Genomic DNA, 22,180 nt, shown 5'->3' on the forward strand with positions numbered 1-22,180 from the left:
TATTACACTTCCCGGATTTTAAGTCAAGCGTGACGAAGATTCTTTACTGCAAAAACTCTCGTCACACCCGACTTGTTTTCTCATTTCACCGCGTTAAACACCACCGTGAAGCGAGGGCGCCATTTTAGTGATTTAAGCGGGCCTGTCAAGCGTCTTTTTGAAAGATTTTTGCAAACCGTCTTAACTCACCTGAGGCACCCAAACTGCAGCACCCCGTGGCATGGCGCGCATTATAGGGCGTTTTTACATTGCTGCAAGCGGTTATTTGCTAAAAATACGCTTTTGCCTGTTGTTTGCTTACTAAATGGGCTTTTTGCATGTTTTAGCAACAAAACAACTGCAAACAAGCTGCGGTTTATGGTTGCGGTTTATTACCTAACCGCTAAGATAAGGCTGCTTTATCTTATTAAAGCATTCCGATAAATAGAACTAAGTGCTTAGGATATGATTATGTTACCCACTTTACGTGCTTCTTTGCCGTATACACTGGCATTAGCGGTGTTGGCTTATCTTGGCTTTGCCTTTCTTCCTGTGCTGGGGTTTGCTCAGGAAATTTTCGTGGTGATAGGTGTGTTAGCGGCCGGCATACTGGTGCCGGTGCTAGTAGATGTGAAAGACCGTGCCGGTGCAGCTTCTTCAACTGCGCCTTTAGCTGTGACTGACTATAAAGGTGATACGACTACCTTATATGTAGGTAACTTGCCTTATCGTGCCAACGAAGATGCCGTGAAAGAGTTATTCCAGCGTTTTGGTGTTGTAGTTAATGTACGTTTGATGAAAGACCGGCAAACAGGTCGGCGTCGTGGTTTTGGTTTTGTTGAAGTGGCCGCGAAAGACGGCAACAAGATGATCCAAAAGTTAAATGACTTTAATTTCCAGGAACGCACATTAAAAGTGCGCGAAGCCAAAGAACGTCAGGATACTGACGATGCTGAAGAGTAGGCGTTAGTATTTATATAAGGGAAGCATTGGCTTCCCTTTTTTAACGGTAATTATCAGCCGGTGGATATTCGTGGTTGGCTCAAACTGTGCTGTGCTTTAAAATAGCCGTTTTAGTTAAGCAGAGCGACAAATGAGCGTAGGTCAGGTTTTCCCCGAGCAATATTCACAGCAACTTGAAGACAAGGTTGCCGCTGTACAGCAACTGCTGGCAGACTTTAATGCCCCCAAAGCAGAGGTTTTCCGCTCTGAACCCGCTCACTACCGTTTACGTGCTGAGTTTCGGATTTGGCATAACGGCGATGATATTTATCATGCTATGTTTGACTCTCAAACCCGCGACAAAGTACGCATTGACTATTTTCCGGTAGCTTGTCGCACCATTGCCGACTTTATGCCGCAGTTACTGGAAAACATTCAGTTTAATCACGAGCTACGCTACAAGCTGTATCAGGTAGATTATCTGGCAACCTTGTCCGGCGAACTGCTGGTGTCGCTGATTTATAAACGGCCGTTAACAAACAGTTGGCTGGAGCAGGCGAAGCAACTTACCGATACGCTGGCCGGACAATATAAGGTGAAGTTTATCGGCCGCTCGCGTAAGCAAAAGCTGATGGTAAGCAACGACTATGTGACTGAGCAATTTGAGTTGGATGGACAACAGTTGCAGTATCAGCAGGTGGAAGGCAGCTTTACTCAGCCCAATGGTGAAGTAAACCGCCATATGCTGGGCTGGGCGAAAAAGGTAGCACAGCAGCTGTCGGGCGACTTACTGGAGCTGTATTGCGGTAACGGTAATTTCTCTGTCGCCCTTGCGCCGTGTTTTAGCCAGGTTGTGGCCACCGAGATTTCCCGCACTTCAATCAAATCAGCGCAATACAATACAGAGCTGAATAACGTCGACAATTTACAGGTACTGCAAATGTCTGCGGAGGATGTGGCAGCCGCACTGCAGCAAGGCACTAAACTGAAGCAACTGGATTTGGCGGATATGCAGTTAAATACTGTGCTGGTCGACCCTCCGCGCGCAGGTCTGGACACTGGCACCGAACAGCTGGTAAGCCGCTTTAACGATATTATTTATATCTCCTGCAACCCGCAAACTCTGGCGCAGAACTTACAGGCCCTGACTAAAACACACGATGTGGTGCAACTGGCGGTGTTTGATCAGTTCCCTTACACCCACCATATAGAAAGCGGAGTTTGGCTGCGAAAACGCCAAAGCCCGTAACATTAACGTCAGCCTTTAGGTTTGCGGCCATAACCGGCCGCGCCATGCGCCAACCAGCGCAGTTGCGTAATGGTGCGGCTGGTTAAATAACCGTACTGCTCCGGTGGCGCATCCAGCGCATCTGCCCCGGTATGAAACACTAATATCACCATCGCTTCTGCCTGCGCCCTGGCCAGCTCGTCCGGGCAAGTGGTTTCTTTACGTAAATACTCGGCTAATTCGGCAACAAAATGCTGAATTTCACGTGCTACGGCACTTCGGAATGCTGCCGATGTACCGGAGCGCTCACGCAGCAATAAACGAAACACGTTGCTGTTGCCGGTAACAAATTCCATAAAGGTCTCAATCGACGTGCGGATCACACTGCCGTTTTTCTCAATACGTTGTCGCGCCTGCCGCATTAACTGGCGCAGCATTAAACCTGCTTCATCAACTAAAGTCAGCCCCAACTCATCCATATCGGCAAAGTGGCGATAGAACGACGTTGGCGCTATACCCGCTTCACGCGCCACCTCACGTAAGCTTAAGCTGGCAAAGCTTTTATCTGCGCTTAGTTGGGAAAAAGCCGCATTGATAATGGCACGGCGGGTTCGCTCTTTCTGCTCGGCTCTTGACACAAATTCCCCTTTATTCCGCGAAAAGCACTATTTTATACCTTGACCCCGGGGTTATGACCAGTAGAATGAGCGAACAGTTGTAAGCTAAGCGGCCTTTTATGAAGCAAGCACCGATTATCTGGACCAACGTCCTGCTATTTTCCATCACCACTTTGGTTGCCGCCATCGGCGTGCCTTGGTATGCCTTAACGGTTGGTTTTGGCTGGTCTGAAATTATAGCCACTATTATATGCTTAGGTTACTGCGGTATGTCTATAACTGCCGGTTATCACCGTTTATGGGCGCATAAAACCTACGATGCACATCCGTTTTTACAATGGGTTTTCGCTATCGGCGGTGCTTTTGCCTTGCAAAATAGCGCACTGCACTGGTCTGCCGATCACCGGGCGCATCATCGTCATGTAGACAACAATGATAAAGACCCTTACTCCGCCGGCCGCGGTTTCTGGTACAGCCACATGGGTTGGATGCTGCGTGACTATCCCGGCGTCGAGAAACCGGATTATAACAATTGTCGCGATCTGCAAAAAAATCACATTGTGATGTGGCAACACCGAAACTATTTGTTGCTGACCATCGCCGCTAACTTTGGTATTCCGCTGTTACTGGGTATTATCAGTGGCAACATTATCGGCATGTTACTGTCTGCGGGCGTATTGCGCTTAGTATTGAGCCATCATTTTACTTTCTTTATTAACTCGCTGGCTCATATCTGGGGTAAGCAACCTTATACTGATCAGAATTCAGCACGTGACAACGGTGTGCTGGCTTTTCTGACCTACGGTGAGGGTTACCATAACTTCCACCATATTTTTGAATCTGATTATCGCAACGGTATTAAGTGGTATCAGTTTGACCCGACTAAATGGTTTATTAAAACCGCTTCCTGGCTTGGATTAACCCAAAACTTGCGCGTGGTGCCGGAAGAGCGCATAGCTCAAGCCAAGGCGAAAATGCAGTTACAACGCGCTATTGCAAAGGTAAAACTCAGGCCCAATGCCGACCAGCTGTTACAGCTGCTGGAGCATGAATACGAATTGTTGCTGGCCAGAATGCAGGACTACTATCAACTGAAAAAACAGCTGTTACTGCAACGTAAAGACAAACTGGTTGCGCAATACCAGGCGGTAGACTTTAAACAACGTTATGGCGAGTTCAAACAACATCTGCAACAACAGCAACAACATTGGCAACGGCTGGTAACAGCGGTCAGTTGACAGAAAAAGAGACTTCGGTCTCTTTTTTTGTGCCCAAGACCTGATATGCTCAAGTTTAACTTCGCCAAATCAGTGAGATAAACCGCGTGAGTACAAAGAAAGCCTCAGCTAAAAAAGCCAGTTTTGATTTTGATGCCATTGTTATCGGTACCGGCCCCGGCGGTGAAGGTGCAGCCATGTACCTGGCAAAAAGCGGGCTTAAGGTTGCGGCGATTGAACGTTATCAATCGGTTGGTGGTGGCTGTACCCATTGGGGTACTATCCCGTCTAAAGCACTGCGGCATTCAGTCAGCCGGTTAATTGAGTTTAACGAAAATCCGTTATTTCAGTTAGATGAGCAGCATACCAAACTGACATTCTCACAAATCCTGAAACACGCCGCCGGCGTGATCCGCAAGCAAGTGCGGCTCAGAACCGGTTTCTACGACCGCAATCAGGTAAAAATATACCAGGGTGAAGCGCGTTTTATCGACAACCACCGGCTCAGTGTCAGCAGTGATGACGGCAGTTGTTTTGAGCTCAGTGCTAAAACCATCGTTATTGCTACCGGCTCACGCCCATACCGGCCGGCTGACGTAGATTTCAGCCACAGCCGCATTTATGACTCAGACACCATCTTGTCACTGGCACATGATCCTAAGCACATTATTATTTATGGTGCCGGCGTTATCGGCTGCGAATATGCGTCTATCTTCCGTGGCTTGGGGGTGCGGGTTGATCTGGTCAATACCCGCGATCGCTTGTTGTCTTTTATGGATGCCGAAATTTCTGACTCGTTAAGTTACCACTTTTGGAATTCCGGTATGACGATTCGCCACGGCGAGGAGTTTGACCGGATTGAAGGCACAGATGACGGTGTAGTACTGCACTTAAAGTCCGGCAAGAAAATGAAAGCTGATTGTTTTTTGTTTGCCAATGGCCGTACCGGTAATACTGATATGCTGAGTCTGGCCGGCATAGGTCTGGAAGCGGACAGCCGGGGCCTGGTAAAGGTAAATAAGCAATACCAAACCAGCGTCGACAATATCTATGCCGTTGGTGATGTGATTGGTTACCCAAGCCTGGCAAGCGCCGCTTATGACCAAGGCCGTCTCGCCGGTGAAGCCATTATTAAAGGGAACCTTGACGGCCATTTGATCGCTGACATTCCGGCCGGCATCTATACCATTCCGGAAATGAGCTCCGTCGGTAAAACCGAGCAGGAGCTGACCGCAGCCAAAATCCCCTACGAAGTAGGCCGCGCCCAGTTTAAACATTTAGCCCGCGCGCAAATTGCTAACACCAATGTTGGCAGCTTAAAACTGTTGTTCCATCGCGACACCCTGGAAATACTGGGTATTCACTGTTTTGGCGAGCGTGCGGCAGAAATTGTGCATATCGGCCAGGCGATTATGATGCAAAAGAATGGCGGTAACACGCTGGAATATTTCGTCCATACCACCTTTAACTATCCTACGATGGCAGAGGCATACCGGGTGGCAGCGTTAAATGGTTTGAACCGGTTATTTTAAGTTAAAACATTGAAATATATCAGTATATTTTCATTGCAATAATGCTGATATTTAATTTTGTTTTGCCTGATAAATCGTTGTAAACTCAAATGCATAATAATTAAATAAACAGTGTGGTGGAGTTTTATGGTACAGCTTCGGTATGGTTTGGGGTTGCTTTGGTTGGCGCTGTCATGGCAAGCGCAGGCCGATTTTCCAACGGCTAAAGCGTTATTTGATAAGCAGGAATATGCGCTGGCTAAACCGCAGTTGGAAACACTGGCCGAGCTCGGTCATCTGGAAGCGCAGTTTTTGTTATCGCGTATGTACGCAGAAGGCCTGGGTGTTGACCCTGATATGAATCTTGCTTATGCCTGGACCCTGATTAGCCGCGAGCGCGAGCATCCGCTGGCAGACAAACAATACCGTGCTTTGCGTACTAAGCTGGAATCAAGACGGGAGGGTAAAGAAGTTTATACAGCGTTGAATAACGAATTTGGTAAAGCTGCTCTGGCTGCAAACCTTTATCCTACCGCAAACCGCTACGTCAGTAACGACATCAGAGCTAAAGCATTAAGTACGCCGGAACCTGAATATCCCGCTTATTTTGAACGTTCCGGCGTATCAGCCTGGGCGGTGGTGCATTATGATATTATCGAAGATGGCAGCGTAGAGAATGCTAATGTAGTAGCATCTTTTCCCATCGATGGTATCAACGATTACGTATTAGAAGCTTTAAAGAATTGGCGTTTTGAGCCACCAAAAGATTTGTACGGTGAGCCAATGCGGCTGGAAATGCAGTCGCGCACTTTTCAGATCAAATCTTCCGCCGGTACTCAAGCCAGAAAGTTTCAGCGCGACAATCAGGAATACCTTGATGCGATACTGGCCGCGGCAAAAGCGGAGTCCGCCAAATACCAGTATCTGTACGCCGTGTTGGCCGAGAATAATATTGTAAAAGATCCAGCCCCGCTAAACTGGTACATGCAAGCTGCGATAAACAGCTATCAACCGGCTCAGTACCGCTTAGCCCAATGCCTCGTTACCGGCAATGGCTGTGACCGCGACCCCAGCAAAGCCATAAACTGGCTGGGTATCTCCGCTGATGGCGGCGACGCTCGCGCAGCCTACTTACTGGCACAGGAACTACTGGATAGCAATAATGTTAACTATGACCCGCACAAAGCGGCAGCTTATTTGGAAATCGCCGCATTAAAAGAATATATGCCGGCAATAACCGAGTACGCAGCCTTGTTGGCAATGTCTGACGACCCTACACTGCATGATCCGCAAAAGGCCATCCGGCTGGCAGAGCAAGGCCGCACTATAGACGCCAACAACCCAAATCTGTTGTCTACGCTGGGTGTGGCTTTTATTGAGCTTGGCCAGCAAAGCCGCGGAGAGTCTATGTTACGCCAGGCTGTGGAACAAGCTAAAGCACGCAATTGGACCATTACTAATTTTGAAGACTTGTTAGCGGATTATCAAACAGCAGCTGCAGGTTCCAACTAAGTCTCCCCGGCCTGGCGGCCGGGGAGTTACATCACTTACTCAGTAATGTCTGCATTCATATGATAGGTACGGCTAAAAGCATGTACCGCATCAATAAATACACTGACACGTTCCGGGTCAACGTCCGGCGTAATACCATGGCCTAAGTTAAACACGTGACCGCTGCCCTGGCCAAAACCATCCAGTATCATCTGCACTTCCTGACGAATACGCTCAGGTGAACCCAGCAGAACAGACGGATCCATATTGCCCTGCAACGCCACTTTATCGCCAACACGGGCTTTGGCGTCACTAATGTTAATGGTCCAGTCTAAGCCCAGCGCATCGCAGCCGGTGTTGGCAATCGTTTCCAGCCACATGCCGCCGTTTTTGGTAAACAGGGTTACCGGCACTTTCCGGCCGTCAGCCTCACGGGTTAAGCCGTTTACGATCTGCTGCATATAGCCTAACGAGAACTCCTGATAATCGCGCGGGGTTAATACACCACCCCAAGTATCAAAAATCATAACAGACTGAGCCCCGGCAGCAATTTGCGCATTCAGATACAACACCACACTTTGCGCTAATTTATCCAGCAGCAGATGCAATGCCTCCGGCTCGCTAAACATCATCTTTTTGATGATACCGAACGTCTTGCTGCCGCCGCCTTCGACCATATAGGTTGCTAATGTCCACGGGCTGCCGGAGAAGCCAATCAAGGGTACACTGCCGTTCAGTTCACGCCGGATAGTCCGCACGGCGTCCATCACGTAGCGTAGTTCCTGCTCCGGGTCCGGAATGGGTAGATTGGCAATATCAACAAAGTCGCGCAGTGGCCGTTGAAATTTAGGCCCTTCACCTTCACCGAAATATAAACCTAAGCCCATTGCATCCGGAATTGTCAAAATATCACTAAACAAAATCGCAGCATCTAATGCATAGCGGCGTAGTGGTTGTAGGGTTACTTCACATGCCAGCTCAGGGTTTTTGCACAGTGACATAAAGTCACCGGCTTGCGCACGGGTGGCGCGGTATTCAGGCAGATAACGCCCGGCCTGACGCATCATCCACACCGGCGTTCTGTCTACCGGCTGTTTTAATAAGGCCCTGAGGTAACGATCATTTTGTAATTGCATGCTGTATCCGCCATTCACTCGATTGGTGCCATTTTAGCATTGTGTGGCGGCAGCGACTATGTTTTCACGGTAAATGCTGTGTTCAGGTTTTTTCAGGCCAATGCTTGCCATCAAACCGGGCATCTGCTATAACATTGCTGCGCTAGTGAAGAATAACAAGAAAGAAGCCCGTTCCAACGGGACCACGCGAAAAATTTAGTTAAGCCACTTTATGTGGCTTTTTTATTACCTGCTATTTGCCGCAACTGCTCAATAATTTGTCCTGATAACGTCTCAGTCGGTGGTACCTCCGGCAGTGCATCCAGGGCAAACCAATGCGCCTCTTCAATCTCTTGCGGCTGGCAAACGATGTCGCCGCTGGCGTAATCCGCAATAAAGCCGGTCATCAATGAATGCGGGAACGGCCACGGCTGGCTGCCGACATAGCGCAAATTGCAGATATCCACCCCCACTTCTTCTTTTACCTCGCGTACCGCGGCTTGCTCCAGTGTTTCAGCAGACTCAACAAAACCGGCCAGAATCGAGAAGAAGCCGGGACGGTGCCGGCTGGATCGGGCCAATAACACCTGATCATCTTTAATAATCCCTACCAGTACACAAGGTGCGATACGCGGATAACAACGATGGCCGCATTTACTGCACAGCATGGCCAACTCCCAGTGCACCAAATGCATGGCGCTGCCGCATTGGCCGCAAAAACGATGCGTTTGTAAGAACAACGCCACCTGCACAGCACGGGCGGCCAGCTGAAACACGTCTTCGCCCTCTGCCAGTAACTCCCGTGGCGATACCCACTGTGTTTCATCGGCTATATGGTCATGGTTTACCAGCAAATACGCATCACGCCCCGCCAGCTTACCCAACCAACAAATCTGCTCCGGCTCTGCCGATAACGGCAATTCGGCAAAAGCCCCTAGCGGCAAGCGGCGATCTGCATTAAGCCAAATCCGTCCGCGGTTCACTACCAGCCAGGTGCCGTGCTGATTTGCCTTTAGCGCCATACTATGTTTGATCATACCCTACCTGTGCTGTACTCTGTATTTCACGCTATCATAATGCCGTTCACTGGGCTGACCAATAAAAAAACGGTTGATCTTTGCAGCAAAATTCATTTAATTAGAGATTACTGCAGCACAGCCGCTGCACCTAAGGAGAAGGCAATGTACACCCGTGTGCAGACCGCGCAAAAAAAATGGGGTGGCTCACTTACCGCCATCGACAACTGGCTGGAAGAACGGCAGCAGCTTATCGTCAGTTATTGCAAACTGGCGGCATTGCCACCTTTTGATAACAAGCGTACCACCTTGCCTGCTCAAGCGGCCGTGCAGGAGTTTTGTCAGCTGATGGTAGATTACTTATCTGCCGGACATTTTGAAGTATACGAGCGTATCGTGTCAGAGTGTGCTGTAAATGGCACCGACAGCCGTAAGCTTGCTGACAGCCTGTATCCGAAAATCGCCGTGTCTACCGACCTGGCGTTAAATTTTAACGATTTATACGCGGATCATTTAAGTACGCGCCACAGCGCTGCTTTTGACCGTGAATTGTCAGCTCTGGGTCAGGCACTGGAAGAGCGCTTTGAATACGAAGATGAGTTAATTAACACCCTGTACGAAAAGCACACCGACAATAGCCTGTCAGCTTGATATAAAAGCAAAAAAGCGGCAAAAGCCGCTTTTTTTACTTTAACAGCAGATTATTCCGCCGCTGTAACAATTTCCAGCAGCTCTACTTCAAATACCAGTACGCTGTTTGGCTTAATCACGCCCATATCACGCTCACCGTAAGCCAGCTCTGCCGGGATAGTGAACTTATACTTAGAGCCGACATTCATCAGCTGCACACCTTCAGTCCAGCCCGGAATTACGCGGTTTAACGGGAACTGTGCCGGTTCACCACGGTCGTGCGAACTGTCAAACTTGGTGCCGTCTACCAGAGTACCGGTATAGTGTACTTTTACTGTATCAGTTGCTGCCGGCTTAGCGCCTTCAGCCGCTTGCAACACTTCATATTGCAAACCAGACTCAGTAACCGCAACGCCTTCTTTCTTGGCGTTTTCTTCTAAGTAGGTTTTACCGGCTGCAACAGCTTGTGCTGCTTCTGCTTCAGCAATAGCAGTTTGTTTTTCGCGGAACTGTTCTTCCAGTGCAGCCATCATCGTTTGCACTTCTTCTTCGCTCAGCGCAGTTTTCTTAGCAATCGAATCTTGTACACCGCGTAAAATCAAAGCGCTGTCCAGTGACAAGCCCATGTTGTTATATTCAACCAGGGTGCTGTCCAAATAGCTGCCTACTGACACACCTAAACTGTAAGACTGTTTTGCCGCGTCAGTATCCAGTACTACCGGCTGTTGTGCGGTTTCTTTCTGGCAAGCTGCCAGAGTTATAACGGCCACTGCAACCAGTGACATTTTGGTAACTAAGCGCATTCTGTTCTCCAAGATTTACGCAGCAGGGCTGCAAAAGTATGTTTTAATAGTGTCCAATGAACTGACCTATACTAACGGTTTGTGCGGATGAGGTTAACACCCGACATGAAATATCCCGGTTTTTTTCTGCTATTACTGCTTACCGGCTGTGAAAAATTAACTGCAACAGCACCACTACAGCAATTTCCGCATGTAGCACAAGGCAGTTATGCTGCTGCTTTGTCTGATGACGGCCGTTATGCTGCGGTATCGTCTATTCAGGATGGTGTCGCATTGTGGGATTTACAAGCCAATGCACTGAAATACCAATGGAAACATCAGGACACCGCTGAAAACCTGGTGTTTAGCCTGGCGGTAAGCAACAACAACAGCCATGTATTAACCGCCGACCAAAACACTTACGCCTTATGGCAAATAAGTAATGGCGAAAATACCGGTTTTTGGCAACTTGATGCCGCTACGGTACGCGATGTCGCCGTGTCCGACAACGGCGAGCATTTACTGATTGGTAAAAGTAATGGCGGCGTGCAGCACATTACCTTGTCTTCCGGGCGCAGGTTAGAGTTTCTTGGCCATACCGAACGTATCAACAGTGTTGCCATGTCGCCCAATGGCCGCTATGCCTTAACCGGCGGCAACGACTATAAAGCGCATTTATGGGATACGCAAAGCGCGCAAATTTTGTACAGCTTCAGCCACCCCAGCCGGGTGACCAAGGTTGCACTGGACCCTCAGGGCCGTTATGCCTTTACCGCCGACAGCCAGGATTTAGCGCAAATTTGGGATATTCAAACCGGCCGTTTAGTCAGTGCCTTGAAATTTGTTGCCCGCCAACAAATCTTCAGCGCGGTGCGCTTTAGCAGCGACGGTAAATACCTCGCCACCGGCGCACCTACGCGTAAACTGGCGTTATGGGATGTGCAAACCGGCCGCGAGCTACAGCAGTGGCAAGTTGGGGTAAAAGCCGACAGCCGCCCGCCCAGCGCAGTAGTGCATGCAGTAGCCTTTTTACCAAATAATCAGCTTATCAGCGAAAGCTCCAGTGGCATAGCCGAAGTATGGGAGATAACAGATGACACCAAGTGAGCAGGAATTACAGCTGCATATTGTTGAACTGGAAAGCAAACTGGCGTTTCAGGAAGATACGGTAAACAGCCTGAGCAATGAATTGCTGGAACACCAAAAACGCATAGACCGGCTGGCCCAGCAAGTGATGCTGCTGGCTGAGAAACTGCGTAACCTGCCGGATGATCAGGGTATATTGCGGCCAGAGGAGGAGCCACCACCACCGCATTATTAATATTACTCCGGCTTAAACACCCCGATAACCTGCTCGGCGGCGCGGCTGGCTTTGGCTATCTGCGCCTCGGGCTGCACCATCTGATGCCCGCATTCCACGCATTCGACTTTTTCAACATTGTTTTCCAAAAACAACATCATCGTATCTACTGCCTTGCATTTCGGGCAGCTGGCACCGGCAATAAAACGTTTCTTTTTACGTGTTGTCATGTCGCACCTCATCAGGTAGCCGCGGTGATTTTATCCGCCAAGCCTTGGTTTGTTGGCGTTATACGGGTAAATTAGCAACCCAATTCAGTACACAGGATAAAACATGATCCAGCTTCAACAGGTCGAATTGCGCCGCGGTATTCAATGTTTGTTTCAGGGCGCCGATCTTACCGTATTTCCGGGGCAAAAGGTGGGAATTGTCGGTGCCAACGGCTGTGGTAAATCCAGCTTATTTGCTCTGTTGCAAAATAAACTGCACGCCGACGCCGGCCAGGTCAATATTCCTGCCGGTTGGCATATCTCTACTGTCGCCCAGGAAACGCCGGCGCTGGATTGCAGCGCGATGGATTATGTATTGCAGGGCGATGAAAAACTGTTTCCGCTGTTGTTAAAAGTGCGTACCGGTTGCAGCGAGTCCGATCTTGCTGCGGTGCACCTGCAGATTGAAGCTTTAGATGGCTATCGCGCCGAAGCCAAAGCCGGTATTTTGCTCGACGGCCTCGGCTTTAGCGGTGAAGCGCAGCAACATGCGGTAAAGTCATTCTCCGGTGGCTGGCGTATGCGGTTAAACCTGGCGCGGGCGTTAATGCAACGCGCTGAGCTGTTGCTGCTGGATGAACCTACCAACCACCTCGATTTAGACGCCGTGCTGTGGCTGGAAAAATACCTGAGTAATTATCAGGGCACCTTGCTGCTGATCAGCCACGACCGCGATTTTCTCGATGCGGTTACCGACAATATTGTGCACATTGAACGCCAAACGCTGACGTTATACAAAGGTAACTACAGCCAGTTTGAACGCCAGCGCGCTGAGCAGTTATCGCAGCATCAGGCCAACTTTGACAAACAACAACGCCAGGTCGCGCACCTGCAGAAGTTTATTGACCGCTTTAAGGCGCAGGCCACCAAAGCCCGCCAGGCACAAAGCCGGATTAAAGCGCTGGAACGGATGACAATATTGGCACCGGCGCATGTTGATTCGCCGTTCAGCTTTAGTTTTCGCGAACCCAAAGCCCTGCCTAATCCATTATTAAAAATGGAAAACGTACAGGCCGGCTATGCCGACAAAGTCATTTTAAGCCAGATTAAATTCCAGCTGCTGCCTGGCAGCCGCATCGGTTTACTCGGCCGCAACGGCGCCGGTAAATCCACGTTAATTAAGCTGCTGTCCGGCGGCATGACACCGCAAAGCGGTGAAGTGTGGTACGCCAATGGCGTAAGTTTGGGCTATTTCGCCCAGCATCAACTGGAAACCCTACGGCCACAAGATTCGCCGCTGCAACATCTGGTGCGGTTAGACCCGCTGGTGCCGGAGCAAAAACTGCGCGACTTTTTAGGCGGTTTTGGCTTTCACGGCGATAAAGCGCTGGAAGCCTGTGCACCGTTTTCCGGTGGCGAAAAAGCCCGCTTAGTGCTGGCACTTATTGTTTACCAGCGCCCCAACCTGTTGCTGCTGGATGAACCAACCAACCACCTTGATTTGGATATGCGTGAAGCCATAGTAATGGCGCTGCAGGAGTTTGAAGGCGCCATTGTTATCGTGTCGCACGACCGCCATCTGCTCAGCAGCTGTACCGACGAGTTTTATTTAGTTGCCCATGGCCGCGTAGCACCCTTTGACGGCGATTTAGCCGACTATTACCAATGGCTGCAACAAGATGCACGCCAAGCAGCCAATGCCGCTCAGGCCGACACGCCGGTAAGCGGCAATGTGGTACGTAAAGACCAAAAACGGCTGGAAGCTGACTTGCGCAATTTACTGCGCCCTGTAAAGCAAAAAGTGGAAAAGCTGGAGCAACAGCAGGAAAAGCTGACCAAAGAGCTGGCGGCAATAGAAGAAAAAATGGCCGATGCGGATATTTACGACGCCAAACGTAAAGCCGAACTGACTGAACTATTAGCGAAACAAGCCAGCGCCAGCAGTAGCCTGGCCAGTATTGAAGAAGACTGGTTTATGGCACAGGATGAACTGGAACAAAAAACCGCGCAGTTCTGGCAGAACAATGCTTAACAGCAGCAAAATGCCTGAGCGCATTAGCGCAGAAGCGTTGTGGCAATTTAGTCTGCAGCTGTACCCGCAGGTAAAAAACCTCTGTCTGCAATGGCAGAACGAACCGGGCGTAAACGTTAACCTGCTGCTGTTGCTGTGCTATTTAGAGCAACAACAGCTTAGTTTAAGCGCTTCTGAGCTGCAGCAATTGGCAGCGAAATTGGACAACTTCAGCGCTCAATTTACCAGGCCACTGCGCACGCTGCGACAAAACAGCGCGGCCGCTCCGCTATTGCCGGCACAACAGCAAACATTAAAACAGGCTTTGCTACAAGCCGAGCTGGAACTGGAAAAGCTGGAACAACAGCTGTTGCTGCAACACTGCCCAACGTTAACAGCCGATGCCGCGCCTTTGCTGGAGCTGTACTTAGCCCAACTCAACGCTGATACCGACGCAGTGGCAGCGCAAATACTTGATCTGCGTCAAGCCTGCAAACGGTTAAACCAGCACAACAGCTAATCTTTGATCTGTATCAGCTAAGCCGGTTATTGCTTTACCTACACTTGCGCTAACAACACAGCAAGAGGGCAAGGTTATGAACCTGTGGCAGGAATTTTTAAACGACCCGGTAATTTTTATCTCTTTTACCGGTTTAGCTATTGTGATTGGCCTGTGTATTTTTTACGCCGTGTACTTTATTTACAAAGTGGAGCACGAGCAGCCCGACGGCAAGTAGCCGCAGATAGCTACTCTATTGCCAGATACTGCAGTTTGTCCGGTACACCATTCCAGGCATCGGCATCGCCTGGTGCCGGTTTTACTTCGCGGATATTCGGCCAAACCTGCGCCAGCTCAGCATTCAGCTGAATAAAGCCCTGCTGTTCTGCCGGCACCTTATCTTCCTGCACTATGGCATTGGCCGGACACTCCGGTTCGCATAAGCCGCAATCAATACAAATAACCGGATCTATTGCCAGAAAGTTGGGCCCTTCAAAAAACGCATCTACCGGACATACGGCTACGCAGTCGGTGTATTTGCATTTTATACAGTTATCCAGTACCACAAAGGCCATAGCGTATTGGCTCCTATTGTTTCAGGCTGGCGATCATACTGCAGCGCTGCGAAAAAACAAGACTACGGACAAAGCCGCGCAGTTAACGTAAAATAGCCAAATCTTGTGAGCTGCTCGCCTGTTGCTGCGCAGCAATGACACCGATTTGGAACCCCTATGCTGCGCCTGACCGAAATAAAACTGCCGTTAAACCACGACGAAAATGCACTAACTGCCGCCATTATCGATAAACTTAAACTAAAACCAGAGCAGCTGCATAGCTTTACGGTATTTAAACGCGGCTTTGATGCGCGCAAAAAAACCGATATCCAGCTTATTTATACGCTGGATATTGAGGTAGACAACGAAGCCGCGCTACTGAAAACCTTCGCTAAAGATCAGCACGTTAAACCTTCGCCGGATACCAGCTACAAATTTGTCGCCAAAGCGCCAGAGCAGTTAGCCGAACGGCCGATTGTGATCGGCCTGGGCCCCTGTGGTTTATTTGCCGGCTTAGTGCTGGCACAAATGGGCTTTAAACCGATTATTTTAGAGCGCGGCAAAGAAGTACGTGAGCGCACCAAAGACACCTTTGGCTTTTGGCGCGGTAAAGAGCTTAACCCCGAGTCAAACGTGCAGTATGGTGAAGGCGGCGCCGGTACCTTTTCCGATGGCAAGCTGTACAGCCAGGTAAAAGATCCTAAGCATTACGGCCGCAAAGTGATGAGCGAATTTGTTGCCGCCGGTGCGCCGGACGAAATTATGTACGTGAATAAGCCGCATATCGGCACCTTTAAGCTGGTGGCGATGGTGGAAAAAATGCGCGCTACTATTATCGAATTGGGCGGCGAAATTCGCTTTAGCAGCCGGGTAGACGACTTACATATCGAAGATGGCCAGGTCACCGGCCTGACCCTGGCAACAGGCGAGCGCTTAAACAGCCGCCATGTGGTGTTGGCAGTGGGCCACAGCGCGCGCGATACCTTTCAAATGCTGTATGACAAAGGCGTGTATGTCGAAGCCAAGCCGTTCTCGATTGGCTTTCGTATCGAGCATGAGCAATCCATGATTGATGAGTGTCGCTTTGGCCCCAACGCCGGCAACCCGATTTTAGGCGCCGCCGATTACAAGCTGGTGCATCACTGCAGCAATGGCCGCAGCGTATACAGTTTTTGTATGTGCCCTGGCGGCACTGTGGTAGCTGCCGCGTCTGAGCATGGCGGCGTGGTTACCAATGGCATGAGCCAGTATTCACGCCACGAGCGTAACGCCAATAGCGCCATAGTCGTCGGTATAGACCCACAGCGTGATTATCCGGGCCACCCGCTGGCCGGTATCGCTTTACAACGTAAACTCGAACAGCAGGCGTTTAAACTGGGTGGCGAAAACTACCATGCACCGGCCCAGTTAATTGGTGATTTTCTGGCCGGCAAGGCCTCCACTGAACTGGGTGAAGTTAAACCCTCTTATACACCCAATATTACCCTTACCGATCTGGCGCAGGTACTACCGGATTTCGCTGTCGCCGCCATTCGCGAAGCCATACCGGCGTTCGACCGGCAAATTAAAGGCTTTGCCAAGGCCGACGGCTTGTTAACCGGAGTAGAAACCCGCACCTCATCGCCGATTTGTATTAAACGCGGTGCCGACTACCAAAGCGTTAATATCAAAGGCCTGTACCCGGCCGGTGAAGGCGCCGGTTACGCCGGCGGTATTTTATCCGCCGGTATAGATGGCATTAAAGTCGCAGAAGCAGTAGCACTGGCGATGCCGGGCGTGCAGAGCCTGGTCGCAGATGCCGGCAATTAATGCTATCAATGCCTTAGCCAGCGTTATATTGCGCCGGCAACACAGAAGCTGAATAACAGGAGATAATGTTGAACTACCTGAAACGACTGTTTTGCTGTGCGGTATTATTGGCCGCCACCCAAGCTGGCGCTGCGGACAAGGCGCCGGAGTATGGCCCACGCCTCCAAGGTTTCGATTACCCCTACCCGGTGCAGTATTTTGCTTTTAGCAGCCAGCAGCAACAGCTGGAAATGGCGTATCTGGATATAGCCGCTGCGCCGGATAGCGCAAACGGTAAAACCATAGTGCTAATGCACGGCAAAAACTTTTGTGCTGCAACCTGGGTTGGCAGTATTAACGCGCTCAGTGCGGCCGGCTATCGCGTTATTGCTGCGGATCAAATCGGCTTTTGTAAATCCTCCAAGCCACAACAGTACCAGTTTAGTTTTCAGCAATTGGCAGCCAACACCCGCGCACTGCTGGATAACCTGAAAATTGGCAAGGTCAGTGTTATGGGTCATTCGATGGGCGGCATGTTGGCCAGCCGTTTTGCTCTGCAGTATCCCGACAGCACTGACACTTTGGTGATGGTTAACCCTATAGGGTTGGAAGATTGGAAAACCCTCGGTGTGCCCTACCGCACTGTTGATCAATGGTATCAGCGCGAGCTGAATACCTCTGCCGACGGCATTCGCAACTACCAGCGCAATACCTATTATGCCGGCCAGTGGCGTGATGACTTTGAGCCCTGGGTACAAATGCAGGCCGGTATGTACCGCGGCAAAGGCCGTGAGCAGGTGGCGTGGAACTCGGCCTTAACGGCCGACATGATTTTTACCCAGCCGGTAATGTACGAGTTCCCGCTGCTTAAAATGCCGGTGATATTGCTGATAGGCGATAAAGACAATACCGCTATTGGTAAAGATGCCGCGCCCGAAGCATTGCGCCCACTGTTGGGTAATTACGCCAAACTGGGGCCAGCCACTGCCGCCGCTATACCGGATGCGCGCTTAATCCGCTTTGCTGATCTTGGCCATTCGCCGCATATTCAGGCACCGGAGCGTTTCCACCAGGCGCTGTTACAAGCGCTGGCGGCTAAGCCGCTATAAGCGCTGCCGGAAACACATTTAGCGGTTAATCGTCGCGGGTTAACACTTCCAGCAGTTCAATCTCAAAAATAAGGTTGCTGTTCGGTGGGATCATAGTGCCTATCTGCCGCTCGCCATACGCCAGTGCCGCCGGTACCCACAGCTTACGCTTGCCGCCGGTTTTCATACCCTTCAGGCCCAATATCCAGCCCTGGATCACGCGGTTATTGCTGAGCACTATTTGAAACGGCTCGCCGCGTTTGTAAGATGAATCAAACTCGGTGCCATCTTCCAGCCAGCCACGGTAATGCGCGGTAATAAGCGCGCCGCGTTCAGCCGCTTTGCCGGTGCCTTCGATAATATCTTCAATTTTTACTTCGGCTTGCATGGGTTAGTCTTCAGATAGGATAAATGCCGGCATTATAGCTAGATATTTAATGCTGATGTCCAGAAACAACAAGGGCGTAATCTTTTGAATTACGCCTTTTGCGTTTGTCGGGCCCTTTGCCCTTTTTCGCCTTAACCACCCAGGTTTGAAAAAGCTTTTCAGGCTATATCACTACTGATTAATTTGCCGCCGGCCTTCCGCTTCCTGCTGCAAAAAGCGCTGCTTTGCCTGTTGCTGCTGTTCTCTGGCAGTCAGATGCTGTGCCAACTGTGCTGTTTCATCCACGGTACCGCGCACAATAATTCGGCGCGTATCATTGTCAAAACATAAGGCTTCGTTTTTGCTCCATGCCATCATAGTTACCCGGTTAGTTAACAGTGTTAATGCGGGGCACGGCTGATAACCGGCGTATTCTGCCTTGTTGTCCCAATAAGCGTTAATGGCGAAACTGCCGATAACTACCAGAACCAAACCGGCCAGCACACCTATTGCAGTGGTTTTGCCGTTGTCAGCGGATAACGGTTGTTTGCGTAGCCCGCGCCACAGCCGGTTAGCAGCATAGCCGAGCATAAACACCAGAGCTACCAAAGCACCTGGCAGATAGCCATGGAAGCTACTCAGTACAATAAGGGGTTTGGCGCTGGAAATCTCAGCGAATTGTGTTTGCAGTGAATAGAGTAACGTCCAACTGCCTGCGATCAGCAAAATGCCGAAAAACAGCAGGGCAATAAAATCTTTAAGTATTGAGTTTTGGCTCATCGGTTAGCCAATGTCTGTTAAATGCATTCGGCTTCTGATCACCGCTATTACTTCAATCTGCTCAGGTTTGATGTAATAGATAATCCGGTAATCTCGGTATAACACTTCACGAATTTGCGCCAGATTATACTCAGGCACTATTCTGCCGGATAAAGGATGTTGGGCGATTTGCTCAGAGCGGCGTGTTATTTCATCAACCGTTTTAAGTGCATAAACTACTGAGTCTACAGCGATGTATTGAAAAATAGCATCCAGATGTTCTGCAGCATTTGCAGACCAAAGTACTTTCACTTAGTTCACTCTTACTCAGGCAAACCGTATTTTTGCCGGATTTCCTGCACAGATTGCAACTTACCCTGTTCGCTGTCACGTAAACCATTTTCTATCGCCTGGCGTACGTAAATCTGCTCCATCAGATCGTCCCAGGTGGCATCAGCGGGCAGTTTATCTATCAGTTTATGGGCTTCATCTTTTCTTAACGGGCTTGGCATGGTTGCATCTCCTTCAACGCAGTAATTGTTGGCCGGATGCGGGTGAAAAGCAATTAAAAAGCACTGGCATGTTGTTTAACACAGCGGCTTACCAAAACAACAAGGGCGTAATCTTTTGAATTACGCCCTTTGCGGTTGTAGGAGCCTTTGCCCTTTTTCGCCTTTACCACCCTGGTTTGAAACAACTTACTGGTTACTAAGGCCTTAATCGCATTATCGCGGATCTCGCCGCGGCCATGCTCGAACGCCGCTGGTTTACTCATCTTGCTACTCCTGTTGAAAAAACGCGCAAAGTGTAACTGCGGGTTTAGGTCTTAGCAAGCGCAATAAGTTCCGTTTAAGTTACCAGAGCAATAAGCGCTGGCCGCGTGTGGTCTTTCTAACAAGCTGCCGTACTTACCATAAAGTTTGCTTCGACACTGCCAGCCACATAATCACCAATACCGTAAGCGGCAGGGTAATTAGTGCCAGGTTGGTAAAGCCTTTATGGTAAAAGCTAATCATCGCTTGCTCGCGTAGGCTCAGCGCTGTGCCTCTGCTGCGCTTTTCGGTCAGCTTTTTAACCTTCCAGTTACCCAGCCAAATATCGACAATTTCCAACGGCACTATGAGTAACAGCACCAGCCACAGCTTCTGTTGCAACCAGGGCATAGCAATAAAACCGTAATGAAATGCCATAGCAGCGCCGCTGAGTAACAAAGTGCACAGCGCTATATGCTCCAGCGTAATAGTCCAGAAAAACACCCGGTATACTTTGGCAGTAGCGGGCGATAACTCACCTTCTTGCTGTTGCATATAGCGCAGTACCAACCAGGAGCCGATGGCGGGGCCTAACCACATGATCAGCGAGCCCAAATGCAATACTTTAAGCGCAGCGTACACGTTGATCTCCCCATAGTCTCCATGCAATAAGCACAAACCACAGCGTGCTTAACGCCATACTGGCTGCGGTAAAATACTCGGCCAGCTTTAGTTGTTGCAAGGCGATGCTAACGGATAACCCCAACCCCAGCAGCCAGGCTACTATACCCGGATACAGCCACAGCTTAAGCGCAGGTTGCTGCTTTAACAGCGCCAGCGTTAACAACATACCACCCAGGTTATACAAGCCATTACCGAGAAAGCCGGTCAGGTGCATAGCCAGGTTATCGATAAACTGCAGCAGAGCAATATCGGTAACCGCAACTTGCGGCATAACAAAGGCATACAAGGTTTCGGCCATCAGATCCGGTGCCATCCCCAGTGCCACCAGCAAGACGCCGTACTGGCGGGCAGCACCCGGTTGCAGTTCCGTTGACAGCATCACCGCAAACGCCAGCAGGCTTAGCGCGGCGGCCATCCAGCTTAGCCAGCCCCATTGCCATAACGTCAGGTTGGCGTTGATATAAGCCAGCCGGGTGGCTAAATCATCGCCGACCGGCAACCCCGGCCGCATCGGGCCGTTCATCATTAAGCAGGCAATAAAGATCAGCAGTGCAATCAGTAAGGTAGTGTAAAAGTAATACGGTTTTGGCATCTTTATTCGCCCGAGATTTCTAAATAAGCATCATAACTGCGACAGAGAAAAACTCCATAGCTTCACGTGGAGTTAAATCATTTTACAGCTCCAAAAAAAACATAAAAAATACATATAAATGATAATTTGCTGATATTTAATTCGTTTTATTTAATTTAATTTTCTTATATGGAAACATTTGACGGCTTACAACATAGGAGATAAGCATGAAAACTAAAGTATTGGTAGCCGCTACATTTTTGTTGGGCAGCACTACATGTTATGCCGTTGATAATTCACTACCTGCGAGCTGTGAGTATGGCCGCGTCAAGCAGTACGATGTTGCTGCTTCTGAAGTAGCATCAGCGGTACAAAGTGGATTAGCGCTTTATGGTAATCCTTATGATGTATCCAGCTGGGCAGAATTTGCTTACAGTCTCGGCTCATTATTGAATAGTTTTGATTATCTCAGAATAGAAGCCCCAAGCCATGTACTACAGGGCGTCCCTTTTACTTTCAAAGGTAACTTATTCGATACTTTTGCTTATGTTAACTTCCATAGTTCAGAAAAAGGTTATGTCGGACGGGATAAATCCAGCATAGAAGCCAATGCATATTATGATACTCAGTTCGAAACTACATATGGCTACGGCTTGGCTTGGGTTACCAGAGGCGGCTTATGCTCAGCGCAGGGCGTTTGGATACAGAAGAAACCTGATTTTGAACTGGTATCACTAACCTATGGACGAGCGGTAATTAAGGTTAATATTGATCAGTATTCCAAGGCTGCAAAAGACCCTAACACCCGGGCTAATATAAGACTTCACGGCATGGCTCTTGAAGGTAGCAAAATAGATCATTATCCGTATTCATTTGACCAGAGGACAGGCAACATTATTGTGAATTTTGCTTCAGACTATTTTGGAAATGATTTCAGAGTTTACGCGACTATTAATGACGGTACTTATACTACCGTGAAGTACTTGGGTAAAGTTACAGGGGGCAGTGGTAACCATCAGCCGTGCCCCACTTGTAATACTGATATTTAAAGCCCGGAGGAGCACTGTTCT

Annotated in this window: 27 protein-coding genes; 14 read left to right on the forward strand and 13 right to left on the reverse strand. The window is 49.5% G+C overall.

The features are described from left to right. Positions 1-450: 450 nt before the first annotated feature. Together Q8O77_RS18335 and trmA are read left to right on the forward strand one after the other, a co-directional pair. A complete protein-coding gene (locus Q8O77_RS18335; RefSeq protein ID WP_305556727.1) occupies positions 451-942 on the forward strand; it encodes an RNA-binding protein in 492 nt (163 codons plus the stop codon). A gap of 130 nt (positions 943-1,072) precedes the next feature. Beyond that, positions 1,073-2,170, forward strand: coding sequence for a tRNA (uridine(54)-C5)-methyltransferase TrmA (gene trmA / locus Q8O77_RS18340; protein ID WP_305556729.1), 1,098 nt, complete (start codon positions 1,073-1,075; stop codon positions 2,168-2,170). An 8-nt stretch (positions 2,171-2,178) separates the two neighbouring features. Here the strand turns inward: trmA and fabR are convergent, their stop codons facing one another. Beyond that, on the reverse strand, positions 2,179-2,787 hold the full coding sequence (gene fabR / locus Q8O77_RS18345) for an HTH-type transcriptional repressor FabR (protein WP_305556731.1): 609 nt from the start codon (positions 2,785-2,787) through the stop codon (positions 2,179-2,181). A gap of 98 nt (positions 2,788-2,885) precedes the next feature. Between fabR and Q8O77_RS18350 the strand changes: the two genes are divergently transcribed. The 3 genes from Q8O77_RS18350 (at position 2,886) to Q8O77_RS18360 (ending at position 7,006) form a co-directional block, all read left to right on the forward strand. Then, positions 2,886-4,004: a fatty acid desaturase gene (locus Q8O77_RS18350; RefSeq protein WP_305556734.1), complete on the forward strand. Its 1,119-nt coding sequence runs from the start codon at positions 2,886-2,888 to the stop codon at positions 4,002-4,004. A gap of 86 nt (positions 4,005-4,090) precedes the next feature. Beyond that, positions 4,091-5,515 carry a Si-specific NAD(P)(+) transhydrogenase gene (gene sthA / locus Q8O77_RS18355; RefSeq protein WP_305556737.1) on the forward strand — a complete coding sequence of 475 codons (1,425 nt, stop codon included), beginning with the start codon at positions 4,091-4,093 and terminating at the stop codon, positions 5,513-5,515. A 126-nt stretch (positions 5,516-5,641) separates the two neighbouring features. Beyond that, positions 5,642-7,006, forward strand: coding sequence for a TonB family protein (locus Q8O77_RS18360; RefSeq protein ID WP_305556741.1), 1,365 nt, complete (start codon positions 5,642-5,644; stop codon positions 7,004-7,006). A 35-nt stretch (positions 7,007-7,041) separates the two neighbouring features. Here the strand turns inward: Q8O77_RS18360 and hemE are convergent, their stop codons facing one another. Both hemE and nudC read right to left on the reverse strand, forming a co-directional pair. Next, positions 7,042-8,121, reverse strand: a complete 1,080-nt coding sequence (gene hemE / locus Q8O77_RS18365; RefSeq protein ID WP_305556743.1) for a uroporphyrinogen decarboxylase — start codon at positions 8,119-8,121, stop codon at positions 7,042-7,044. 209 nt (positions 8,122-8,330) lie between these two features. Beyond that, positions 8,331-9,137: an NAD(+) diphosphatase gene (gene nudC, locus Q8O77_RS18370; protein ID WP_305556745.1), complete on the reverse strand. Its 807-nt coding sequence runs from the start codon at positions 9,135-9,137 to the stop codon at positions 8,331-8,333. Between the two features lie 144 nt (positions 9,138-9,281). On the opposite strand from nudC, the gene rsd reads away from it, so the two are divergent. Then, positions 9,282-9,767, forward strand: coding sequence for a sigma D regulator (gene rsd / locus Q8O77_RS18375; RefSeq protein WP_305556747.1), 486 nt, complete (start codon positions 9,282-9,284; stop codon positions 9,765-9,767). 50 nt (positions 9,768-9,817) lie between these two features. Here rsd and fkpA read toward each other — a convergent pair whose 3' ends face one another. Then, positions 9,818-10,549, reverse strand: coding sequence for an FKBP-type peptidyl-prolyl cis-trans isomerase (gene fkpA, locus Q8O77_RS18380; protein ID WP_305556749.1), 732 nt, complete (start codon positions 10,547-10,549; stop codon positions 9,818-9,820). 87 nt (positions 10,550-10,636) lie between these two features. On the opposite strand from fkpA, the gene Q8O77_RS18385 reads away from it, so the two are divergent. Further along, on the forward strand, positions 10,637-11,635 hold the full coding sequence (locus tag Q8O77_RS18385) for a WD40 repeat domain-containing protein (RefSeq protein ID WP_305556751.1): 999 nt from the start codon (positions 10,637-10,639) through the stop codon (positions 11,633-11,635). Continuing rightward, entirely contained in the window at positions 11,622-11,849 is a 228-nt protein-coding gene (locus Q8O77_RS18390; RefSeq protein WP_068236801.1) for a SlyX family protein, read from the forward strand. Before Q8O77_RS18385 ends, Q8O77_RS18390 begins: the two co-directional genes overlap by 14 nt. A gap of 2 nt (positions 11,850-11,851) precedes the next feature. Here Q8O77_RS18390 and Q8O77_RS18395 read toward each other — a convergent pair whose 3' ends face one another. After that, a complete protein-coding gene (locus tag Q8O77_RS18395; protein WP_173501710.1) occupies positions 11,852-12,058 on the reverse strand; it encodes a YheV family putative zinc ribbon protein in 207 nt (68 codons plus the stop codon). A 103-nt stretch (positions 12,059-12,161) separates the two neighbouring features. Here Q8O77_RS18395 and Q8O77_RS18400 point away from each other — a divergent pair, with 103 nt between their 5' ends. The 3 genes from Q8O77_RS18400 to Q8O77_RS18410 all read left to right on the forward strand — a co-directional run bounded on the left by Q8O77_RS18400 (position 12,162) and on the right by Q8O77_RS18410 (position 14,785). Further along, positions 12,162-14,069, forward strand: a complete 1,908-nt coding sequence (locus Q8O77_RS18400; RefSeq protein ID WP_305556759.1) for an ATP-binding cassette domain-containing protein — start codon at positions 12,162-12,164, stop codon at positions 14,067-14,069. Between the two features lie 10 nt (positions 14,070-14,079). Further along, entirely contained in the window at positions 14,080-14,568 is a 489-nt protein-coding gene (locus Q8O77_RS18405) for a TIGR02444 family protein (RefSeq protein ID WP_305556761.1), read from the forward strand. 76 nt (positions 14,569-14,644) lie between these two features. Next, entirely contained in the window at positions 14,645-14,785 is a 141-nt protein-coding gene (locus Q8O77_RS18410) for a DUF3149 domain-containing protein (protein ID WP_305556764.1), read from the forward strand. Between the two features lie 10 nt (positions 14,786-14,795). On the opposite strand, the gene fdxA is transcribed toward Q8O77_RS18410, so the two are convergent. Further along, the gene (fdxA, locus tag Q8O77_RS18415; protein WP_305556767.1) at positions 14,796-15,122 is read right to left on the reverse strand and encodes a ferredoxin FdxA; all 327 of its coding nucleotides are present in this window, start codon (positions 15,120-15,122) and stop codon (positions 14,796-14,798) included. 156 nt (positions 15,123-15,278) lie between these two features. Here fdxA and Q8O77_RS18420 point away from each other — a divergent pair, with 156 nt between their 5' ends. Continuing rightward, entirely contained in the window at positions 15,279-16,910 is a 1,632-nt protein-coding gene (locus Q8O77_RS18420; RefSeq protein WP_305556770.1) for an NAD(P)/FAD-dependent oxidoreductase, read from the forward strand. A 65-nt stretch (positions 16,911-16,975) separates the two neighbouring features. Then, the gene (locus Q8O77_RS18425) at positions 16,976-17,998 is read left to right on the forward strand and encodes an alpha/beta fold hydrolase (RefSeq protein WP_305556772.1); all 1,023 of its coding nucleotides are present in this window, start codon (positions 16,976-16,978) and stop codon (positions 17,996-17,998) included. A gap of 25 nt (positions 17,999-18,023) precedes the next feature. Here the strand turns inward: Q8O77_RS18425 and Q8O77_RS18430 are convergent, their stop codons facing one another. The 7 genes from Q8O77_RS18430 to Q8O77_RS18460 all read right to left on the reverse strand — a co-directional run bounded on the left by Q8O77_RS18430 (position 18,024) and on the right by Q8O77_RS18460 (position 21,131). Beyond that, positions 18,024-18,365 carry an FKBP-type peptidyl-prolyl cis-trans isomerase gene (locus Q8O77_RS18430; RefSeq protein WP_305556774.1) on the reverse strand — a complete coding sequence of 114 codons (342 nt, stop codon included), beginning with the start codon at positions 18,363-18,365 and terminating at the stop codon, positions 18,024-18,026. A gap of 171 nt (positions 18,366-18,536) precedes the next feature. Further along, positions 18,537-19,124 carry a hypothetical protein gene (locus Q8O77_RS18435; RefSeq protein WP_305556776.1) on the reverse strand — a complete coding sequence of 196 codons (588 nt, stop codon included), beginning with the start codon at positions 19,122-19,124 and terminating at the stop codon, positions 18,537-18,539. 3 nt (positions 19,125-19,127) lie between these two features. Continuing rightward, positions 19,128-19,415, reverse strand: a complete 288-nt coding sequence (locus Q8O77_RS18440; RefSeq protein ID WP_305556778.1) for a type II toxin-antitoxin system RelE/ParE family toxin — start codon at positions 19,413-19,415, stop codon at positions 19,128-19,130. 11 nt (positions 19,416-19,426) lie between these two features. Then, positions 19,427-19,615 (reverse strand): hypothetical protein, encoded by a 189-nt coding sequence (locus Q8O77_RS18445; protein ID WP_259238376.1) that lies wholly within the window; start codon positions 19,613-19,615, stop codon positions 19,427-19,429. A gap of 53 nt (positions 19,616-19,668) precedes the next feature. Continuing rightward, complete coding sequence (locus tag Q8O77_RS18450) at positions 19,669-19,878, reverse strand: ribosome alternative rescue factor ArfA (RefSeq protein ID WP_305556783.1); 210 nt, start codon at positions 19,876-19,878, stop codon at positions 19,669-19,671. Between the two features lie 133 nt (positions 19,879-20,011). After that, positions 20,012-20,497, reverse strand: a complete 486-nt coding sequence (locus tag Q8O77_RS18455; protein WP_305556785.1) for a DUF2269 domain-containing protein — start codon at positions 20,495-20,497, stop codon at positions 20,012-20,014. Then, a complete protein-coding gene (locus Q8O77_RS18460; RefSeq protein WP_305556787.1) occupies positions 20,481-21,131 on the reverse strand; it encodes a hypothetical protein in 651 nt (216 codons plus the stop codon). Before Q8O77_RS18460 ends, Q8O77_RS18455 begins: the two co-directional genes overlap by 17 nt. A 206-nt stretch (positions 21,132-21,337) precedes the next feature. Here Q8O77_RS18460 and Q8O77_RS18465 point away from each other — a divergent pair, with 206 nt between their 5' ends. Continuing rightward, the gene (locus Q8O77_RS18465; RefSeq protein ID WP_305556789.1) at positions 21,338-22,159 is read left to right on the forward strand and encodes a hypothetical protein; all 822 of its coding nucleotides are present in this window, start codon (positions 21,338-21,340) and stop codon (positions 22,157-22,159) included. Positions 22,160-22,180: the final 21 nt, after the last annotated feature.

The organism is Rheinheimera sp., from assembly GCF_030690345.1.
Lineage (GTDB): Bacteria > Pseudomonadota > Gammaproteobacteria > Enterobacterales > Alteromonadaceae > Alishewanella.

Excerpts from the sequence above, each read along its gene's own strand:
- Q8O77_RS18400 (WP_305556759.1), top strand. The coding sequence starts at position 12,162 with ATGATCCAGCTTCAACAGGTCGAATTGCGCCGCGGTATTCAATGTTTG.
- Q8O77_RS18350 (WP_305556734.1), top strand. The coding sequence starts at position 2,886 with ATGAAGCAAGCACCGATTATCTGGACCAACGTCCTGCTATTTTCCATC.
- Q8O77_RS18385 (WP_305556751.1), top strand. The coding sequence starts at position 10,637 with ATGAGGTTAACACCCGACATGAAATATCCCGGTTTTTTTCTGCTATTA.
- Q8O77_RS18430 (WP_305556774.1), bottom strand. The coding sequence starts at position 18,365 with ATGCAAGCCGAAGTAAAAATTGAAGATATTATCGAAGGCACCGGCAAA.
- trmA (WP_305556729.1), top strand. The coding sequence starts at position 1,073 with ATGAGCGTAGGTCAGGTTTTCCCCGAGCAATATTCACAGCAACTTGAA.
- Q8O77_RS18445 (WP_259238376.1), bottom strand. The coding sequence starts at position 19,615 with ATGCCAAGCCCGTTAAGAAAAGATGAAGCCCATAAACTGATAGATAAA.
- Q8O77_RS18425 (WP_305556772.1), top strand. The coding sequence starts at position 16,976 with ATGTTGAACTACCTGAAACGACTGTTTTGCTGTGCGGTATTATTGGCC.
- Q8O77_RS18435 (WP_305556776.1), bottom strand. The coding sequence starts at position 19,124 with ATGAGCCAAAACTCAATACTTAAAGATTTTATTGCCCTGCTGTTTTTC.
- nudC (WP_305556745.1), bottom strand. The coding sequence starts at position 9,137 with ATGATCAAACATAGTATGGCGCTAAAGGCAAATCAGCACGGCACCTGG.
- Q8O77_RS18395 (WP_173501710.1), bottom strand. The coding sequence starts at position 12,058 with ATGACAACACGTAAAAAGAAACGTTTTATTGCCGGTGCCAGCTGCCCG.
- Q8O77_RS18360 (WP_305556741.1), top strand. The coding sequence starts at position 5,642 with ATGGTACAGCTTCGGTATGGTTTGGGGTTGCTTTGGTTGGCGCTGTCA.
- fkpA (WP_305556749.1), bottom strand. The coding sequence starts at position 10,549 with ATGCGCTTAGTTACCAAAATGTCACTGGTTGCAGTGGCCGTTATAACT.
- Q8O77_RS18465 (WP_305556789.1), top strand. The coding sequence starts at position 21,338 with ATGAAAACTAAAGTATTGGTAGCCGCTACATTTTTGTTGGGCAGCACT.
- rsd (WP_305556747.1), top strand. The coding sequence starts at position 9,282 with ATGTACACCCGTGTGCAGACCGCGCAAAAAAAATGGGGTGGCTCACTT.
- hemE (WP_305556743.1), bottom strand. The coding sequence starts at position 8,121 with ATGCAATTACAAAATGATCGTTACCTCAGGGCCTTATTAAAACAGCCG.
- Q8O77_RS18335 (WP_305556727.1), top strand. The coding sequence starts at position 451 with ATGTTACCCACTTTACGTGCTTCTTTGCCGTATACACTGGCATTAGCG.
- Q8O77_RS18405 (WP_305556761.1), top strand. The coding sequence starts at position 14,080 with ATGCCTGAGCGCATTAGCGCAGAAGCGTTGTGGCAATTTAGTCTGCAG.
- Q8O77_RS18450 (WP_305556783.1), bottom strand. The coding sequence starts at position 19,878 with ATGAGTAAACCAGCGGCGTTCGAGCATGGCCGCGGCGAGATCCGCGAT.
- fdxA (WP_305556767.1), bottom strand. The coding sequence starts at position 15,122 with ATGGCCTTTGTGGTACTGGATAACTGTATAAAATGCAAATACACCGAC.
- Q8O77_RS18460 (WP_305556787.1), bottom strand. The coding sequence starts at position 21,131 with ATGCCAAAACCGTATTACTTTTACACTACCTTACTGATTGCACTGCTG.
- Q8O77_RS18420 (WP_305556770.1), top strand. The coding sequence starts at position 15,279 with ATGCTGCGCCTGACCGAAATAAAACTGCCGTTAAACCACGACGAAAAT.
- Q8O77_RS18410 (WP_305556764.1), top strand. The coding sequence starts at position 14,645 with ATGAACCTGTGGCAGGAATTTTTAAACGACCCGGTAATTTTTATCTCT.
- Q8O77_RS18390 (WP_068236801.1), top strand. The coding sequence starts at position 11,622 with ATGACACCAAGTGAGCAGGAATTACAGCTGCATATTGTTGAACTGGAA.